Raw genomic sequence first — 16737 nt, forward strand, 5'->3', positions numbered from 1 at the left:
TCCGCCGCCGATCGCCCCGGTCGTCCCGGGAGGCGCGATACTGATTCGAAGGAAGAGTGGAGGATCCCGTGACAGTGCAGAAGCAGATCGCCGACGACCTCGGTGCCCGGCCCGACATCGATCCCGAGACCGAAGTGGACCGGCGAGTCGGCTTCCTCGCCGACTATCTCCGCAGCACGGGGGCGCGAGGATTCGTGCTCGGCATCTCCGGCGGTCAGGACTCGACGCTCGGCGGACGACTCGCTCAGCTGGCGGTCGAACGGGTGCGCGCCGAGGGCGGCGAGGCGACCTTCCTCGCCGTGCGGCTTCCCTACCGGGTCCAGGCCGACGCAGCGGATGCCGAGGCGGCGCTGGCGTTCATCGCACCCGACCGCTCGATCGAGGTGAACATCCAGAACGGCGTGGACGGCGTGGAGAAGGACATCGAGGCGGCCGTCACCGACGATGTCAGCGACTTCAACCGCGGCAACATCAAGGCACGTCTGCGCATGGTGACGCAGTACGCGCTCGCCGGTCACGAAGGGCTGCTGGTGATCGGCACCGATCACGCGGCCGAGGCGGTCACCGGCTTCTACACGAAGTTCGGCGACGGCGCAGCCGACGTGCTGCCGCTGGCGGGACTGACCAAGCGACAGGGGCGCGCGATGCTGCGGTTCCTCGATGCCCCCGACCGCCTGGCGCTGAAGGTTCCCACCGCCGACCTGCTCGACGGGCAGCCGGGCCGCGCCGACGAGGACGAGCTCGGTCTCACCTACGAGCAGATCGACGACTTCCTCGAGGGCCGACCCGTCGATCCGGAGGTCGCGGGGCGCATCGAGGCGAGGTACTTCGCGACGGAGCACAAGCGACGCCTGCCGGTGACGCCCGACGACGACTGGTGGCGGTGAGGCGCGAGCCGTTTCTCCCCGTGTCGGATGCCGCGGATAGTGTCGAAGCATCCGAGAGAACGGGAGCATCGTGCGGATCGACACCGAGGCGCAGCGCGTCATCTGGAGCGCCAGCGACCTCAAGGCGGCTGCCGAGTGCGAGTTCGCCTGGTGTCGCGCGATCGACGCGAAGCTCGGCCGCGTGCCGGCCGTCGACGAGCCCGAAGACGCGACGCTCCAGCGCGCCGCGCTCCTCGGCGACGTGCATGAGCGCGCCGTTCTCGCGCGTTATGTCGACGACCTCGGCGACCGTCGGGTCCATCAGGTCGAGAAGGTCTCGTCCAGCGACGCCGAGGCGCTGAGAGCAGCCACAGACGAGACGATCGAGGCGCTGGGGTCCGACGCTCTGGTCGTGTTCCAGGCGGCGTTCGCGACCGAGGAGTTCGTGGGATTCGCCGACTTCCTCCGACGAGACGACCAGGGGCGCTGGCGCGTCCAGGACTCGAAGCTCGCTCGCAAGGCGCGGGTGACCGCACTCATGCAGCTGGCGGCATACGTCGATCAGCTCGACCGGCTCGGCATCCCGCGCTCCGACGAGGTCGATCTCATCCTCGGCGACGGCACCCTGAGCACGCACGTCGTCGACGACCTGCTTCCGCTGTTCCACGTCCGCCGCGCGCGCCTGCGCGCGCTCATCGCCGACCGGCGCATCGCGGAGGGCCCCGCCGGTCGGCCGCTCGCCTGGGGCGACGACCGCGACGAGCTGCAGATCGTCGCCTGCGGTCGATGCGCCACGTGCGAGGAGCAGGTGCTCGCGCACCGCGACCTGCTCATGGTCGCGCGCATGCGTCCGGTGCAGCGCGCTCGGCTGCGGGCGGCCGGCATCGAGACGATCGACGCGCTCGCGACGGCCGCCGAGGCGCCGGCCGGGATGAATCCCGACACGTTCGAGACGCTCCGGGCCCAGGCCGCCCTGCAGCTCCGCGCCGAGGCCGACGACGCGCCGACGTACGAGGTGCACTACGCGCCGGCGATCCATACCCTGCCGCTCCCCAGTCACGGCGACATCTTCTTCGACTTCGAGGGCGATCCGCTGTACACCGAGCCCGCCGCCGAGGGGGACGCGCACTGGGGCATCGACTACCTCTTCGGCTGGGTCGACAACGCCGACCAGTACTCGTCGCTGTGGGCTCACACCTTCGCCGACGAGCGCCGAGCCCTGGAGTCGTTCCTCGACTTCGTCGCCGCGCGCCGGGCGGCCCACCCCGGCATGCACATCTACCACTACGCCCCGTACGAGACCTCGCACCTCGTCGCCATGGCGGCGCGGCACGGCGTGCGCGAGGGCGAGGTCGATCGCCTGCTGCGCGAGGGCGTGTTCGTCGACCTGTACCCCCTCGTGCTCCGCACCGTCAGGGTCGGCTCGCGGTCGTATTCGATCAAGAAGCTGGAACCGCTCTACATGGGCGACGACGTCCGCACGAGCGATGTGCAGAAGGGCGACGACTCCATCGTGCAGTACGTCGCAGCGCGTGAGCTCGCGGACGCCGGAGACGACGCCGCGGCAGAGGCCGTGCTGGCCGACCTCGCCGACTACAACCGCTACGACTGCGTCTCGACGCGTCGACTGCGCAACTGGCTGATCGACATCGCTCGACAGGAAGGCGTGACACCCGCACCGCCCGACGAGATCGACGAAGTCGTGTACGAACCCTCGCCGCGGTCCATCGCTCTCCTCGCTGACGCCGAGCGCGCCGCTGACGCCGGGCAGGACGGCCTCGTGCACCGGCTCGCGGCTGCCGCCATCGACTATTTCCCCCGCGAGGCGAAGAGCTTCTGGGTCTCGCATTTCCAGCGTCTGCGCGAACCGGTCACGATGTGGGACGGCACGCGCGACGTCGTGCGAGTCGATCGCGCCGCATCCTCGGTGCGCCGCGATTGGAGCATCGGCGAAGGACGACGCGTGATGTCGCGCGAGATCGAGATCCGCGGCGAGGTGTCACCCGGCACCACGCTCGGTCCCGGGGCGCAGCCGTTCGCCCTCTACGAGGTGCCGGCTCCCTTCGACACCGAGGTGCCGTCGCGCGCCGTGCACGTGCCGCACTCGGTCGCCGTGACCGAGGTCCTCGACGACGGCTACCTCGTGACCGAGTCCGCCGTGCAGGGGCAGACGTGGGACGAGCTGCCTCTGGCGCTGACCCCGGCCGCTCCACCGCGTGTCGTGTCGCTGCAGGGAGCGATCGACGAGTGGGCCGATGCGCTCCACGCCGCCGCGCCCGACTTCCCGGCGGATGCTGCGACCGACATCCTCCGGCGCATCCCTCCGCGCACCGTGTCGGGGCGGACGATCCCTCCGGCCGACGGCGATGCGATCGACGCCATCGTGCGCGCGGTGCTCGATCTGGACCGCAGCTACCTCGCGGTCCAGGGTCCGCCCGGCACCGGCAAGACGTACACCGGCTCCCAGGTCATCGCCCGACTCGTGAACGAGCACGGATTCCGGGTCGGCGTGGTGGCGCAGTCGCACGCGATCATCGAGACGCTGCTCGAGCGCGTGGTCGCCGACGGCGTGGATCCGGCGCGCGTCGCGAAGGCGCCGAAGGATGCCGGGGCGGCGATCTCGTACACGGCGATCGCCAAGAACGGCATGGCGGCCTTCCTGGCCGACCACGCAGACGAGGGGGTCGTCGTCGGCGGGACCGCGTGGGACTTCAGCAACACGCAGCGCGTCGAGCGAGCGGGACTCGACCTCCTGGTGATCGACGAGGCGGGCCAGTTCTCCCTCGCATCGACGATCGCCGTCGCGGCGGGGGCGAAGAGGCTGCTCCTCCTCGGCGATCCGCAGCAACTGCCGCAGGTCAGTCAGGGCGCTCATCCCGAGCCGGTCGACACGTCGGCGCTCGGCTGGGTCATGGACGGCGATCCCGTGGTCCGGCCCGAGTACGGGTACTTCCTGGCGTCGTCGTGGCGGATGCATCCGCTCGTCGCCGCGCCGGTGTCGAAGCTGGCCTACGCGGGGCAGCTCGCCTCGGCACCCGGAACCGAACGACGCTCGATCGCGGGCATCGATGCCGGTCTCCACGTGATCCCGCTGCGCCATCGCGGCAACGCCACACAGTCGCCGGAAGAGGCGGCCGAGGTGGTCCGCCTCGTGCGCGACCTGGTGGGGCGCACCTTCACCGACAACGACGAGAAGGGGTCCACCCGACCTCTCGCCCCTGCCGACATCATCGTGGTCACGCCGTACAACGCCCAGCGCCAGCTCGTGCACGACGCGCTCGCCGATGCGGGGTTCTCCGAGGTGCCGGTCGGCACCGTCGACAACTTCCAGGGCAAGGAGGCCGTCGTCTCGATCACCTCGCTCGCCGCGTCGAGCGGGCGCGACGCACCGCGCGGACCCGAGTTCCTGCTTCTGCAGAACCGGCTGAACGTCGCCATCTCCCGCGCGCAGGCGGTCGCCTACCTGATCCATTCGCCGGCGCTGCTCGACGACCTGCCCTACACCCCCGAGGGTGTCGCCCGACTGAGCGCCTTCGCCCGACTCGTCGGAGCCGCAGGATGACGGCGCGGGCACACACGACCGACGACGTGCTGCGCGCCTCCGCGGCCTGGGTGTGGTTCCCCCGGGGCGGCGATCAGGTACGCGAGCACCTCCAGCTCGTGCGCTATCCGGCCCGGTTCGGCGGGGGAGTGCGGGGGTCCCAGGTGAGGTCGCCGTACGATGCCGCCGCCGTGCTCGATCACGCCATCGAGCGCACGCGGGACTGGGAGGAGGAGCACCTCACCTTCTGGACCAACCCCTCCGACGACCCCGATCTCGAGGACGAACTCCGACGACGGGGAGCTGAGCACGTCGACACCGTCGCCGTGTTCGCCGCGCCTCTCGAGGAACTCGTCGTGGACGTGCCTCCCGACGTGCAGGCCGAGGTGGTGTGCACGCCCGACCAGATACGCGAGGTCGACCGCATCAACGTCCCGGTCTGGGGTCAGGAGCCGCTCGACGAGGCGGGCCTCCGGACTGAGCTCGACGAGGTGGAGGCGGGCCTCGCTGCCCGAGACCACGCGCGCGTGCTCGCTCGCCTCGACGGACTCGCCGTCAGCACCGGCGGCTGCACCATCGTCGACGGTTTCACCCGCCTCTGGGGCGCCGCCACCGTCGAGAGCGCCCGGGGTCGTGGGGCGTACCGTGCCGTCCTCGCCGAGCGGCTGCGGGTGAGCGCCGAGTTCGGAGCGATCACCGCACTGGTCAAGGGCCGCGTCTCGACCTCCGCGCCGATCCTGCACCGAGCAGGGTTCCGTCACTTCGGCGACGAACGCGCCTATCGTCTGGTCGTCTCAGGCGGCTCGAGCGCTCAGACCGTGCCGTAGAGGCGGTCGCCGGCGTCGCCGAGCCCGGGCACGATGTAGCCCTTGTCGTTGAGGCGCTCGTCGAGGGCTCCCAGCACCAGCGTGACATCGCGGTCGCCGGCCATCGCCTCGATCGCCGCGACGCCCTCGGGGGTGCCGAGCAGGCAGATGGCGGTGACGTCTCTCGCGCCGCGGTCGAACAGGAACTGGATCGCGGCCGCCAGTGATCCGCCGGTGGCGAGCATCGGGTCGATCGCGAAGCACTGACGGTCGCTGAGATCTTCCGGCAGCCGCTCGGCGTACGTCGACGGTTCGAACGTCGTCTCGTCGCGCACCATCCCGAGGAACCCCACCTCGGCGGTCGGCAGCAGCTTGACCAGGCCCTCGAGCATTCCCAGTCCGGCCCGCAGGATCGGCACGACGATCGGGCGCGGCTCGGAGATCTTCACGCCCATGGTCGTGGTGACCGGGGTGGTGATCTCGATCGGGCTGACCTTGACGCCGCGGGTCGCCTCGTAGGCGAGCAGGGTCACCAGCTCTTCGGTGAGCTGGCGGAAGACCGGCGACGGCGTGCGCGCATCGCGCAGCACCGACAGCTTGTGGGTGACGAGGGGGTGGTCGGCGACGTGAACACGCATGGATACAGGCTAATGCGCGCCGTCGCCCGGGCACGACATCCCACCTCGGCCTCCCGGTCGCCCTGCCGTAGGCTCGACGCATGACCGCGGCCGACGATCTCGCCATGGTGCGCGCCCTGCAGCTGGCGTCGGAGGCTGCGTCGTCGTCGGAGATCCCCGTCGGCGCCGTGATCCTCGACGCCGGCGGACGCATCGTCGCCGAGGGGCGCAACACGCGCGAGCTCACGCACGATCCCACCGGTCATGCCGAGATCGAGGCGCTGCGCCGCGCCGCGGCATCCGCCGGCTCCTGGAATCTCACCGGGCACACTCTCGTGGTCACGCTCGAGCCGTGCATCATGTGCGCCGGCGCGATCCTTCAGGCGCGCATCGGCCGCGTGGTGTTCGGTGCCTGGGACGACAAGGCGGGAGCGGCGGGATCGCTGTACGACGTGCTGCGCGACCGCCGGCTGCCCTACCGGGCCGAGGTGATCGGCGGGGTGCAGGCGGATGCCGCCACGGCGCTGCTGCGGGCGTTCTTCGAGCAGCGGCGCTGACCGCGGGCCGGCCGCGCCGTCTCAATCCGACGACTTGAGCACGAACACGTCGGTCGAGGGCTCGGGGTCGATGGCCGGCCGGTAGACGTCGGGCTCGATGTAGACGACGCGGGCGACGGGAACGGCATCGCGGATGCGAGCCTCGATCGCGTTGATGTCGTCGGCCGCCTCGCGCAGCGGCTTGTCGGCGTTGAGCGCGATCTTGGCGGCCACCATCAGCTCGTCCGGGCCGAGGTAGAGCGTCTTCATGTGGATGATCTTCTCGATCTCGTCGCCGGCGTTGATGGCGTCGACGATGCGATCGTGGTCGGCCTGGGTCGCGCCCTCGCCGACGAGCAGACTCTTGGTCTCGACACCGAGCACGATCGCGATCAGCACCAGGAGCACGCCGATCATGACGGTGCCCAGCGCATCGAAGAGCGGGTTGCCGGTGATCAGCGTGAGTCCGACACCGAGCAGCGCGAAGGCGAGACCGGTCAGGGCCCCGACGTCCTCGAGGAGCACGACGGGAAGCTCGGGCGCCTTCGAGCGGCGCACGAACGACACCCACGACTGGCCCTTCTCGCGCACGACATTGCTCTCGCGGACGGCGGTGCGGAGGGAGAACGACTCGAGACCGATCGCGACGGCCAGCACGGCCAGGGGCAGCCACCACCAGGTTCGGTCGAGCTCGTGCGGGTGGGTCAGCTTCTCGACGCCCTCGTAGATGGCGAACAGTCCGCCGACCGAGAAGAGGATGATCGAGACCACGAAGGCGTACACATACCGCTCGCGGCCGTAGCCGAAGGGGTGGGAGCGGTCGGCTTCGCGCCGGGCCCTGCGTCCGCCCAGCATGAGCAGGAGCTGGTTGCCCGAGTCGGCCACCGAGTGGATCGCCTCGGCAAGCATCGACGCCGATCCCGAGAGCGCCCACGCGAGGAACTTCGCAAGAGCGATTCCCAGGTTCGCCAGGAACGCCGCGACGATGGCCTTGCTGCCTCCGGATGCACTCATGGCACGAGTCTAGATCTGGTCGTCGACGGATGCCGGAGCGCCCGCCGTAGGATGACCACATGGCTGACGCGCTTCCCTCCCTCGCCTTCCTCGGTGCCGGTTCGATGGGCGGCGCGATCCTTCGCGGCGTGCTCGCGTCGGGCATGCGCGTCGACGGCGGCATCACCGCGACCAATCGCACGGTCGAGAAGGCCGAGGCCCTCGCCGGACTCGACGGCGTCACCAGCATCGCCCTCGCCGAACGGCCCGACGGCAACGCGGATGCCGTCGCCGACGCGCGAGTGGTGCTCGTCGGAGTGAAGCCGGCGATGGTGCCCGACCTCCTGACAGAGATCGCCCCGCACCTCGCGCCCGACGCCATCGTCGTCAGCCTCGCCGCCGGCGTCACCCTGCAGGCCTTCGCGTCGGTGCTCGGACACGAGGCCCGCGTCATCCGGTCGATGCCCAACACCCCGTCGACCGTGGGTCGGGGAGTGACGGGTCTCGCCGCCGGCGCGTCGGCCGACCCCGACGATCGGGCGATCGTGCGTCGGCTGTTCGAGACCGTCGGCGTGGTGGTGGAGGTGCCCGAGTCGAAGATCGACGCGCTCGGCACGATCTCCGGGTCGGGACCGGCCTACGTGTACCTGCTGATCGAGGAGTTCACGCGGGCGGCCATCGGCTTGGGCTTCGACGATGCCGACGCCCGACTCATGGCCGAGCAGACCTTCATCGGCGCCACCGCTCTGCTGGACGCCTCGGGCGACGACCCTGCCGAACTGCGCCGCCGCGTCACGAGCCCCAAGGGCACCACCGAGCGGGCCATCGCCGTGCTGCAGGACGCGCGCCTGGACCGCACGTTCGCGGATGCCGCAGCCGCCGCGCTCGCCCGGTCACGGGAGCTCGCCGCCGGGGCGTGAGCGGCGACGCCGGTCAGCGGTCGAGCGACGCGAAGCGCTCGATGTCGCTGTTGGTTCCCGACACGATGATGAGGTCGTGGTTCGTCACGATGGTCGCGGCCTCGGCATAGCGGAACGGCTTGCCCGGGCTCTTCACGCCGACGACCGTCACCTTGTACTTGCTGCGCACACCCGACTCGTTGAGGCCGACGCCGCGGATGAACTTCGGCGGGTACATCTTCGCCAGCACGAAGTCGTCGTCGAAGCGGATGAAGTCGAGCATCCGCCCGCTCACGAGGTGGGCGACGCGCTCGCCGGCTTCGCGCTCCGGGTAGATGACGTGGTTCGCGCCGACGCGGGCGAGGATCTTGCCGTGCGACTGCGACACGGCCTTGGCCCAGATCTGCGGCACCTTCAGATCGACGAGGTTGGCGGTGATGAGGACCGACGCCTCGATCGACGAGCCGACGGCGACGACGGCCACCTGGAAGTCGCCGGCCCCGATCTGCCGCAGCGCGTCGATGTTCTTCGCGTCGGCCTGCACGGTGTGGGTGACCCGGTCGGACCACTTCTGCACGAGCTCGAGGTTGTCGTCGATCGCGAGCACCTCACGGTCGAGACGGTCGAGCTCTCCGGCGCAGGCGGCGCCGAACCGGCCGAGACCGATGACGAGGACGGGCGCGTCGCCACGGAGGACTTCAACCAACGATCGGCCTTTCCACGGGCAGCGAGTAATACTGCGATCGCGATGTCGCGGCGACTGCCGCGGCGAGTGTCACTGTACCAACGCGGCCCATGAAGATGGTGGCCGCCATCACGTACGAGCCGGAGTCGGGGAGGCTCGCGGTGAGCCCCGTCGAGAGACCGACCGTGCCGAAAGCAGAGATCACGTCGAAGAGCACGTGACTGATGTCGTCTTTGGTGATCTGGGCGATGACGATCGTCGAGAGCGCGACGATGGTCGCTCCCCAGGCCACGACGCTGAGCGCCACGCGCTGCACGTCGCTCGGGATGCGGCGGCCGAACACCTCGACCGACTGCCGACCCTTCGCCTCCGACCAGACGGCGATGGCGAGCACGGCGAGCGTGGTGACCTTGATCCCGCCGGCGGTCGACGCCGATCCGCCGCCGACGAACATGAGCATGCTCGCGGCGAGCAGCGACGACCCGTTGAGGTCGTCCATCTCGATCACGTTGAATCCGCCCGACCGGGTCATGGCCGACAGGAAGAACGCCTGGAACGTGGTGTCCGCCGCGTCCATCGACCCGAAGGTCCTCGGGTTGTCGTACTCGAGGATCAGGAAGACCGCCGCTCCGACCACGAACAGCAGGACGGTCGTGACCAGGGTGAGCTTGGTGTGCAGCGACCAGCGCTTCACGTGCCACACGTGCTTGGCGAGCGTGTAGATGACCGGGAACCCGATGCTGCCGAGGAACACGCCCACCATGAGCAGGAACAGCACGAGGTAGTCGTCGGCGAAGACCGCCACTCCGCCGTCGTTGGGCGCGAAGCCGGTGTTGGTGAAGGCCATGGCCGCGAAGTACGGCGCCTCCCACAGCGCCGCGATGGGATCGACCTTCGCCATGACGAGGGCCGGGTAGAGCAGAGCGGCCAGCGACGCCTCGATGATCAACGCCGAGAGTGCGACGGTGGTGAGCAGTTGACCGACCTCGCCGAGACGGACCGTCTGGCTCTCGTTCACCACCCCGCCGTGCGCGCGCAGCGGGTTGGTGTCGCCGGCGGCCATCAGCTTGGCCCGCAGCCCGAGACGGCGTGAGATGAGCATGCCCATCAGCGACGCGAGGGTCAGCACGCCCAGAGCGCCGATGTTGACGCCCACGAACACCACGACGTGACCGAACGGCGACCAGTGGTTCGCCATGTCGACGGTCGCGAGTCCCGTGACGCAGATCGTGGAGACGGCGGTGAAGAGCGCGTCGCTGAGGGGTGTCACCGTTCCGCTCGCCGAGGCGATGGGCAACGACAGCAGAGCCGTGAAGACGAGGATCAGCAGGGCGAAGACGACGATCGCGAATCGCGACGGAGACGACGTGACGACGTGCTTGGCCCAGCCGACCACGCCCTCGAGGCGCTCGCGAGGAGACGACGCCGAAGCGATGCCCGACATCGCGTCCTCCTTCATCCTGCGCGTACCCGTGCGGGGCGCTCACACGGCGTCCTTCGCCGAGCCTTCGTCATGGTACTCCGTGCCGGGGACGACTACCCTGATCTGCATGACGGACATCTTCGACGTGATCGCAGACGGTACGAGGCGAGACATCCTCCAGCTCCTGCTGCGACGCACGTCGGAAGGCGAGTCCGGAACGAGCGTCAGCCACATCGTCGCCGACCTCGGCATCAGCCAGCCGACCGTGTCGAAGCATCTCAAGGTGCTGCGCGACGCCGAGCTCGTCTCGGTGCGCGAAGACGGTCAGCGTCGCTTCTACAGCCTGTCGGTCGAACCTCTCGAGGTGGTCGACGACTGGCTGGTGCCCTTCCTCGTCGACGCCTACGGCGACGACGCGCCCGACATCGCCTACCCGGTGGCGCCGCTCCCCGAGAGCGCCGCGCACGCGGCCGAGGTCGTCGGCCGCGCGGCGGCGTCGGCGAAGCACGTCGTCGCCACGGCCCTGAAGCGCCTCGGAGCCTGAGGCTCGGCCATCGCCCCGGCTCCCGTCACGGTGTCAGCGGCGGGCGGCCTTGCGGCGGAACAGCCACGCGCCCCAGACGGCCGCGATCAGCAGGATCGCCAGGCACCAGCCGAGAGCCCACCAGGGGTCGCCCTGCAGCGGCGCGTCGGAGAGCAGGCCCCGGATCGTCTCGACGATCGGCGTGATCGGCTGGTGCGCGGCGACCGGCTGGAGCCAGCCCGGCATGCTCGCGACGGGCACGAAGGCGCTGGAGAGGTACGGCAGGAACAGCAGCACGAAACCGTAGCCGTTCGCGCCCTCGGGGCTTCGCGCCGCCAGGCCGATGGCGGCGAAGAGGTAGGTGATCGCGAGGATGTACAGGGCGATCAGGCCCGTCAACGCGATCCACTCCCACACCGTCGCGCGCGGACGGAAGCCGACCAGCACGCCGACCCCGATGACGATCGCCGTGGCCACGAGGTTCCTGAGCACGCTGGCGACGACGTGCCCGGTCAGCACGGCTCCCGCACGGAGGGGCATCGTGCGGAACCGGTCGATGATGCCGGTGCGCATATCGCCCGCGACGTAGACCGCGGTCGATGACGCGCCGAATCCGGCGCAGGTGAGGATGATGCCGGGAACGACGTAGTCGACGTACGCCCCCGAGGGATCGATCGCCCCTCCGAACACCCAGGTGAACATCAGCATCAGCATCACCGGAAGCATGATCGCCATGAGCAGCGATTCCCCGTCGCGGAGCGACTGGCGGAGGCTGCGACCGACGAAGATGCCCTCGGCGCGGAGTCCTCGCAGACGCGGACGGGGGAGGGGCGGTGCCGGAACGGATGCCGCGGCGGAGGCGATGGTCATGCGAGCTCCTCGATGGTGGGGGTGGTCGACACGGCGGCGGAGGTGACGGCGAGGAACACGTCGTCGAGGGTGGGACGGCGGAGGGTGACCGTGCCGTGCGCCCTCTGCTCGTCGAGGACGTCGAGAGCCCGCCGCAGGTCGGCGACGGTGCCGTCGGTCGGGATCTCGCGCAGAAGCTCGCCCCGGTCGTCGCGCAGCTCGACCGTGTCGCCGCCGATGCGCGACTTCAGTTCGGCCGGGGTGCCGAGGGCTGCGATGCGGCCGTCGTGCAGCACGGCGATGCGATCGGCGAGCTGATCGGCCTCTTCCAGGTACTGGGTCGTGAGGAACACCGTCGTGCCGCCGCGGGCCAGCATCCGCACCGTGTCCCAGACGTCGCGTCGGCTGCGGGTGTCGAGGCCGGTCGTCGGCTCGTCGAGGAAGAGCACCTCGGGGGTGACGACGAAGCTCAGGGCGAGATCGAGCCGACGGCGCATGCCGCCGGAGAAGGTGCGCACGGCTCGCCTGGCGGCATCCGTCAGGTCGAACTGCGCGATGAGTTCGGCGGCCCGCCGTCTCGCCGCCGTGCGTCCGAGCCCCGACAGGCGCGCGAACATGACCACGTTCTCGGTCGCCGTCAGCGCGTCGTCGACGGCGGCGGATTGGCCGGTGAGGCTGATCCGGCGTCGCACCTCGGTGCCGTGGAGCGCGACGTCCCAGCCCGCCACGGTCGCCGTGCCGGCGTCGGGCGGCGTGAGCGTGGTCAGGATGTTGATCGTGGTCGTCTTCCCGGCACCGTTCGGGCCGAGGAGGGCGAAGACCTCGCCGGTGCCGACGGCGACGTCGAGATCGTCGATGACGACTCTGTCGGCGAACGCCTTGCGCAGGCCGCGCACTTCGATGGCGGTTTCCATCCGCTTCCTTTCTGAGACGGTCACTGTGTAACCCGTAAACAAGTGTGTATGACGGTAATACACTGTTTACAAAATAAACAGAAGTAGGATGAGGGCATGACGGATGTGGAGCCTCCGGAGCTTCCCCGCGGCATCGCACTCGCGTGGGGCGTGGCCGCCGACCCGCAGCGGGGTCCGAAGCGCGAGATGAGCGTCGAGAAGATCGTCGAAGCCGCCGTGGAGCTGGCCGATGCCGAGGGGATCGGGGCGGTGTCGATGGCGGCGGTCGCCGCGAAGCTCGGCTTCACCCCGATGTCGCTCTACCGCTACGTCAGCGCCAAGGACGACCTGCTGCTGCTGATGCAGGAGCAGGCGACCGGTCTGCCGCCGGAGAGCCATCTCGAAGCGACGGGATGGCGCGAGAAGCTGGTGGCCCTGTATGAAGAGCAGGTCCTCCTCTATCTGCGGCATCCGTGGGTGCTCTCGCTGCCCATCACGGGCTCACCGATCACGCCGAACAGCTCGGCCTGGCTCGACGCCTCTCTCGCCGCTCTGGAGGAGACGCCGCTCACGGCGGACGAGCGGATGGCCGTCGCGCTGGCGATCACCGGTGACGCGCGGTGGTGCGGCATCGTCCAGGCGGGCTACACCGAGCAGGGCCGGGGCACCGGTCTCAGTCCGAGCGAGGTGGCGCTGCGAGAAGCGACGCTCTACGACCGGGTGATCACCGCCGACGAGTTCCCCGCGCTCCGCCGAGCCGTCGACGACGACGTGTTCCAATCGCCCGCCGACCCGTTCCGGTTCGCCGTGGACCGGGTGCTCGACGGTGTCGCCGCTTACATCTCCGACCTCGATCGCGGCGAACCGCATGCGACGGTGGACGCCTGGGTCGCTCTCGACCCGGCCGAGCTCGCGGGGGATCGCCGGCTGCGGGAGGCGCAGAAGGCGGTGCGCGAGGCGGAGAAGGCGCTGAGGGACGCGCGCAAGATCGAGCGCCAGGCGCGGCGCGATGCCGGCGAACGCCTTGCCAAATCCAGGAGATCGGTCTGAGCATCTCCGTGCTGCCGGCCCTTGCCATGATGGACGGATGACGACCGAGCACCGCGCCCACTTCGATTTCACGATCGCCTTCGCCAATGGCGGCGGCATGAACGGCGAGGGCTTCCGGCTCGATCTGCCGAGCCCCGACATGTCGTCGGCCGAGATCGGTCGCCTGCTGGTCGCCCACCTCGGGCTGGCGCTGGTGAGCGAGGTGCGGCTCGACGACCTGCGGATCGTCGAGGAGGCGCATCGCGGCAGCCGCGGTGTCGACACCCGCGCTCCGGAGATCGCGCGGCGGGTGATCGACCTGAGCCACCCCATCGAGGAGGGACTGATCACCTACCCGGGTCTTCCGGCGCCCACCATCACCTCCTACCTCACGCGGCGCGACTCGCAGTCGAAGTACGCGCCGGGGACCGAGTTCGCGATGGACGTCATCACGATGATCGGCAACACGGGCACCTACCTCGACGCGCCCTTCCACCGCTACGCGGAGGGTGCCGACCTGGCGGCGCTCGATCTCGACACGCTCGTCGACCTGCCGGCCGAGGTGTTCCACCTCCGCGACGCGTGGAGCGCAGGTGGCCGGGGGATCGGCTCCGCCACTCTCGCCGACCGCGATCTCCGCGGAACCGCCGTGCTCCTCGACACCGGGTGGAGCCGGAACTTCGGCACGCCGGCGTACGCCGCGGGCGCGCCGTTCCTGACCGAGGACGGCGCGCGCTTCCTCGTCGACGCCGGCGTCCGCCTCGTCGGCATCGACTCCCTGAACATCGACGACACCGAGAGCGGTGGCGAGCGCCCGGCGCACAGCATCCTTCTCACTGCCGGTGTGCACGTGGTCGAGCATCTGACGAACCTGGACGCGGTTCCGGCGCGCGGCGCGCGCTTCACAGCGGCACCGCCGGCCGTGCGCGCGTTCGGGACGTTCCCGGTGCGCGCGTTCGCTGTCGTCGGACAGCGTTGATCACAGCAGCCACATGGGTTTACACGCGTCCCACGTACCCCATAGAGTGTCTCCATCGAGAAAGGGGTACGTGGGATGCCCGAAGTGCCTGACGTCCGGTTCCTGACGGTGGCCGAGGTCGCGGAACTGATGCGCGTGTCGAAGATGACCGTCTACCGACTGGTCCACGCGGGCGATCTGCCCGCCATCCGCTTCGGCCGGAGCTACCGTGTGCCGGAGTCCGCGGTCGCCGAGGCGCTCCAGCGTCCGATCGCCGACATCGGCTGACGACGAGGAGAAGCCGTGGACGTCAGCACCTTCTACGCCCTCTTCTCCACCACTTGCTTCACCCTCACCGGTCTCTGGTGGAACGTCGTCCGCTCCCGTCGCGACTGGACGTCGAACCCCGCCATGCGCCGCACGATCGGCGGCATCTACCTCTCTTTCCTCCTGCCCGCGATGATGGGGCTCTTCGCTCAGGTGGGCGGCACCGAGAACCCGCTGCTGTGGCGGCTGTCGTTCGTCGTGGTCGCCGTGGTGGGCGGCGCGTCCATGGTCCGACTGATCTCGCGCGCCCGGGGCGACGGCACCCCCGCCACCATCCTGTGGACCCAGATCGCGGCCGTCGCGCTGTACGTGGCGATCGCCGTGATCGGGGTCGCGCCGCAGCTGGTGGCGCCGCTCGGCCTCACCGGCATTCAGATCGAGGCGCTCCTGCTCATCGTTCTGGTCGCTCTCGGACACGCGCTGGTCTGGCGCTTCCTCGTGACGGAGAACGTCGAGGAGTGACGCGGCGCAGAGCGGCTGCCGGGATTTGCTAGACTGATCCGAGGCATTTTTCCGTGCCCGTTACCCGGGTGTCCGACTTCGCGCGACACCCAGCCGCTGACTTAGTGAGGTTTCCGTGGGTTCTGTCATCAAGAAGCGCCGCAAGCGCATGGCGAAGAAGAAGCACCGCAAGCTGCTTCGCAAGACTCGCCACCAGCGCCGCAACAAGAAGTAAGCGGCCAGACACGAGCGCCTGTCTTCGGACGGGCGCTTTGTGTCTCCGCCCGCATCTCCGCACCGCCGAGAGGACGCCATGAAGTCGATCACCGTCACCGAACTCGCCGAGCGATCCGGCACGCCCCTCGTCGATGTGCGCGAGGCGCACGAGTACGCGTCCGGTCACGTGCCCGGGGCCGTCAACATCCCGATGTCCGAGATCGGGAACAGGCTCGACGAGCTGCCCGACGGCGCGTTCGACGTCATCTGCCAGATGGGCGGTCGCTCCGCCCGCGTCGCCGAAGCGCTCGAAGCACGCGGATACGACGTGACCAACGTCGAGGGCGGCACCGGCGAGTGGATCGCGCAGGGGCGCGCGGTCGAGGTTCCGTCGGCGTGACGACGCTGACCCTGATCGGCAAGCCGGACTGCCACCTCTGCTCCGTCGCATCCGACGTGATCGACGCCGTCGTCGCCGAGATGCCGGATGCCGCGGCGGAGCGGATCCGGATCGTGGAGGCGTCGATCCAAGACGATCCGGCGCTGTACGACCTCTGGTGGGAGAAGATCCCCGTCGTGCTCATCGACGGGGAGCTCCACGGCCACTGGCGGGTGTCGCCGGACCGGCTGCGGGCGGCTCTCGAAGACGCGATCCGGGCCGACGAGCCGAACGAGCGCATGGAGGACGCATGACCATCAGGCACGTCGTGAGCTGGAAGCTCGCCACGGAAGACCCGGCGGAGCGCGCACGGCAGGCGGAGGAGATCGCCCGCCGACTGAACGCACTCGACGGAGTGGTTCCCCAGCTGCTGTCGATCTCGGCCGGTGCGAACATGGCGTACCCGGGTGCGAACTGGGACGCGACGCTGGTCGCCGACTTCGCATCGATCGAAGCGCTCGAGGAGTATCAGGTCCATCCCGCACACGAAGAGGTCGTCGCGTTCGTCCGCTCGGTCGTCGCCTCTCGGGTCGCGGTCGACTTCGAGGTCTGAACCCGGGTCCCGACCGGTGTCGAGGGCCCGACCTGCACTTGCAACACAAATGTGATCCGCCGGACGGGCCTCTCGTTGGTCGCGGCGACGGGGCGCATGTTTAGATGATCACCTAACGTCCGTGGGCCTCTTCGCCCTCGTCT

Annotated in this window: 20 protein-coding genes; 14 read left to right on the top strand and 6 right to left on the bottom strand. The window is 69.7% G+C overall.

Going from position 1 to position 16737, the window contains the following annotated elements; translation table 11 throughout:
* Positions 1 to 68: 68 nt before the first annotated feature.
* The 3 genes from nadE to AB3M90_RS00990 all read left to right on the top strand — a co-directional run bounded on the left by nadE (position 69) and on the right by AB3M90_RS00990 (position 5234).
* Positions 69 to 887, top strand: a complete 819-nt coding sequence (nadE, locus tag AB3M90_RS00980; RefSeq protein ID WP_412949410.1) for an NAD(+) synthase — start codon at positions 69 to 71, stop codon at positions 885 to 887.
* Positions 888 to 957: 70 nt separating this feature from the next.
* Positions 958 to 4428: a TM0106 family RecB-like putative nuclease gene (locus AB3M90_RS00985; RefSeq protein ID WP_412949411.1), complete on the top strand. Its 3471-nt coding sequence runs from the start codon at positions 958 to 960 to the stop codon at positions 4426 to 4428.
* A complete protein-coding gene (locus tag AB3M90_RS00990) occupies positions 4425 to 5234 on the top strand; it encodes a hypothetical protein (protein WP_412949412.1) in 810 nt (269 codons plus the stop codon). Before AB3M90_RS00985 ends, AB3M90_RS00990 begins: the two co-directional genes overlap by 4 nt.
* On the opposite strand, the gene upp is transcribed toward AB3M90_RS00990, so the two are convergent.
* On the bottom strand, positions 5219 to 5851 hold the full coding sequence (upp, locus tag AB3M90_RS00995; RefSeq protein WP_412949413.1) for a uracil phosphoribosyltransferase: 633 nt from the start codon (positions 5849 to 5851) through the stop codon (positions 5219 to 5221). The two genes, AB3M90_RS00990 and upp, sit on opposite strands and share 16 nt — an antisense overlap.
* 80 nt (positions 5852 to 5931) lie before the next feature.
* Here upp and tadA point away from each other — a divergent pair, with 80 nt between their 5' ends.
* A complete protein-coding gene (tadA, locus tag AB3M90_RS01000) occupies positions 5932 to 6387 on the top strand; it encodes a tRNA adenosine(34) deaminase TadA (protein WP_412949414.1) in 456 nt (151 codons plus the stop codon).
* 21 nt (positions 6388 to 6408) lie between these two features.
* On the opposite strand, the gene AB3M90_RS01005 is transcribed toward tadA, so the two are convergent.
* Positions 6409 to 7380, bottom strand: coding sequence for a cation diffusion facilitator family transporter (locus tag AB3M90_RS01005; protein ID WP_412949415.1), 972 nt, complete (start codon positions 7378 to 7380; stop codon positions 6409 to 6411).
* Positions 7381 to 7439: 59 nt separating this feature from the next.
* Here AB3M90_RS01005 and proC point away from each other — a divergent pair, with 59 nt between their 5' ends.
* Positions 7440 to 8279 (top strand): pyrroline-5-carboxylate reductase, encoded by an 840-nt coding sequence (gene proC, locus AB3M90_RS01010; protein WP_412949417.1) that lies wholly within the window; start codon positions 7440 to 7442, stop codon positions 8277 to 8279.
* 13 nt (positions 8280 to 8292) lie between these two features.
* Here proC and AB3M90_RS01015 read toward each other — a convergent pair whose 3' ends face one another.
* Together AB3M90_RS01015 and AB3M90_RS01020 are read right to left on the bottom strand one after the other, a co-directional pair.
* Complete coding sequence (locus AB3M90_RS01015) at positions 8293 to 8964, bottom strand: potassium channel family protein (RefSeq protein WP_412949419.1); 672 nt, start codon at positions 8962 to 8964, stop codon at positions 8293 to 8295.
* Positions 8957 to 10387 (bottom strand): TrkH family potassium uptake protein, encoded by a 1431-nt coding sequence (locus AB3M90_RS01020; protein WP_412949420.1) that lies wholly within the window; start codon positions 10385 to 10387, stop codon positions 8957 to 8959. Before AB3M90_RS01020 ends, AB3M90_RS01015 begins: the two co-directional genes overlap by 8 nt.
* A gap of 106 nt (positions 10388 to 10493) precedes the next feature.
* Between AB3M90_RS01020 and AB3M90_RS01025 the strand changes: the two genes are divergently transcribed.
* Positions 10494 to 10910, top strand: coding sequence for an ArsR/SmtB family transcription factor (locus tag AB3M90_RS01025; RefSeq protein WP_412949421.1), 417 nt, complete (start codon positions 10494 to 10496; stop codon positions 10908 to 10910).
* A 33-nt stretch (positions 10911 to 10943) separates the two neighbouring features.
* On the opposite strand, the gene AB3M90_RS01030 is transcribed toward AB3M90_RS01025, so the two are convergent.
* On the bottom strand, positions 10944 to 11759 hold the full coding sequence (locus tag AB3M90_RS01030; RefSeq protein ID WP_412949422.1) for an ABC transporter permease: 816 nt from the start codon (positions 11757 to 11759) through the stop codon (positions 10944 to 10946).
* Positions 11756 to 12652 carry an ATP-binding cassette domain-containing protein gene (locus AB3M90_RS01035; RefSeq protein WP_412949423.1) on the bottom strand — a complete coding sequence of 299 codons (897 nt, stop codon included), beginning with the start codon at positions 12650 to 12652 and terminating at the stop codon, positions 11756 to 11758. Before AB3M90_RS01035 ends, AB3M90_RS01030 begins: the two co-directional genes overlap by 4 nt.
* Before the next feature lie 96 nt (positions 12653 to 12748).
* On the opposite strand from AB3M90_RS01035, the gene AB3M90_RS01040 reads away from it, so the two are divergent.
* The 8 genes from AB3M90_RS01040 (at position 12749) to AB3M90_RS01075 (ending at position 16594) form a co-directional block, all read left to right on the top strand.
* Positions 12749 to 13681: a TetR/AcrR family transcriptional regulator gene (locus AB3M90_RS01040; RefSeq protein ID WP_412949424.1), complete on the top strand. Its 933-nt coding sequence runs from the start codon at positions 12749 to 12751 to the stop codon at positions 13679 to 13681.
* Positions 13682 to 13718: 37 nt separating this feature from the next.
* The gene (locus AB3M90_RS01045; RefSeq protein WP_412949425.1) at positions 13719 to 14639 is read left to right on the top strand and encodes a cyclase family protein; all 921 of its coding nucleotides are present in this window, start codon (positions 13719 to 13721) and stop codon (positions 14637 to 14639) included.
* Between the two features lie 75 nt (positions 14640 to 14714).
* A complete protein-coding gene (locus tag AB3M90_RS01050; RefSeq protein ID WP_412949426.1) occupies positions 14715 to 14906 on the top strand; it encodes a helix-turn-helix domain-containing protein in 192 nt (63 codons plus the stop codon).
* A 15-nt stretch (positions 14907 to 14921) separates the two neighbouring features.
* Positions 14922 to 15407, top strand: a complete 486-nt coding sequence (locus AB3M90_RS01055; RefSeq protein WP_412949427.1) for a hypothetical protein — start codon at positions 14922 to 14924, stop codon at positions 15405 to 15407.
* Between the two features lie 115 nt (positions 15408 to 15522).
* A complete protein-coding gene (locus AB3M90_RS01060; protein ID WP_003792170.1) occupies positions 15523 to 15621 on the top strand; it encodes a 30S ribosomal protein bS22 in 99 nt (32 codons plus the stop codon).
* A 78-nt stretch (positions 15622 to 15699) separates the two neighbouring features.
* Entirely contained in the window at positions 15700 to 16002 is a 303-nt protein-coding gene (locus tag AB3M90_RS01065; protein ID WP_412949428.1) for a rhodanese-like domain-containing protein, read from the top strand.
* Entirely contained in the window at positions 15999 to 16295 is a 297-nt protein-coding gene (locus tag AB3M90_RS01070) for a glutaredoxin family protein (RefSeq protein WP_412949429.1), read from the top strand. The genes AB3M90_RS01065 and AB3M90_RS01070 overlap by 4 nt, the downstream gene beginning before the upstream one ends.
* The gene (locus tag AB3M90_RS01075) at positions 16292 to 16594 is read left to right on the top strand and encodes a Dabb family protein (RefSeq protein WP_412949430.1); all 303 of its coding nucleotides are present in this window, start codon (positions 16292 to 16294) and stop codon (positions 16592 to 16594) included. Before AB3M90_RS01070 ends, AB3M90_RS01075 begins: the two co-directional genes overlap by 4 nt.
* Positions 16595 to 16737 lie beyond the last annotated feature (143 nt).

Origin of the sequence: Microbacterium martis (assembly GCF_047246685.1) — a bacterium.
In the GTDB taxonomy this organism is placed as follows: domain Bacteria; phylum Actinomycetota; class Actinomycetes; order Actinomycetales; family Microbacteriaceae; genus Microbacterium.

Excerpts from the sequence above, each read along its gene's own strand:
- AB3M90_RS01065 (WP_412949428.1), top strand. The coding sequence starts at position 15,700 with ATGAAGTCGATCACCGTCACCGAACTCGCCGAGCGATCCGGCACGCCC.
- AB3M90_RS00990 (WP_412949412.1), top strand. The coding sequence starts at position 4,425 with ATGACGGCGCGGGCACACACGACCGACGACGTGCTGCGCGCCTCCGCG.
- AB3M90_RS01075 (WP_412949430.1), top strand. The coding sequence starts at position 16,292 with ATGACCATCAGGCACGTCGTGAGCTGGAAGCTCGCCACGGAAGACCCG.
- AB3M90_RS01005 (WP_412949415.1), bottom strand. The coding sequence starts at position 7,380 with ATGAGTGCATCCGGAGGCAGCAAGGCCATCGTCGCGGCGTTCCTGGCG.
- AB3M90_RS01030 (WP_412949422.1), bottom strand. The coding sequence starts at position 11,759 with ATGACCATCGCCTCCGCCGCGGCATCCGTTCCGGCACCGCCCCTCCCC.
- AB3M90_RS01050 (WP_412949426.1), top strand. The coding sequence starts at position 14,715 with ATGCCCGAAGTGCCTGACGTCCGGTTCCTGACGGTGGCCGAGGTCGCG.
- AB3M90_RS01025 (WP_412949421.1), top strand. The coding sequence starts at position 10,494 with ATGACGGACATCTTCGACGTGATCGCAGACGGTACGAGGCGAGACATC.
- AB3M90_RS01020 (WP_412949420.1), bottom strand. The coding sequence starts at position 10,387 with ATGTCGGGCATCGCTTCGGCGTCGTCTCCTCGCGAGCGCCTCGAGGGC.
- AB3M90_RS01035 (WP_412949423.1), bottom strand. The coding sequence starts at position 12,652 with ATGGAAACCGCCATCGAAGTGCGCGGCCTGCGCAAGGCGTTCGCCGAC.
- upp (WP_412949413.1), bottom strand. The coding sequence starts at position 5,851 with ATGCGTGTTCACGTCGCCGACCACCCCCTCGTCACCCACAAGCTGTCG.
- tadA (WP_412949414.1), top strand. The coding sequence starts at position 5,932 with ATGACCGCGGCCGACGATCTCGCCATGGTGCGCGCCCTGCAGCTGGCG.
- AB3M90_RS01045 (WP_412949425.1), top strand. The coding sequence starts at position 13,719 with ATGACGACCGAGCACCGCGCCCACTTCGATTTCACGATCGCCTTCGCC.
- proC (WP_412949417.1), top strand. The coding sequence starts at position 7,440 with ATGGCTGACGCGCTTCCCTCCCTCGCCTTCCTCGGTGCCGGTTCGATG.
- AB3M90_RS01040 (WP_412949424.1), top strand. The coding sequence starts at position 12,749 with ATGACGGATGTGGAGCCTCCGGAGCTTCCCCGCGGCATCGCACTCGCG.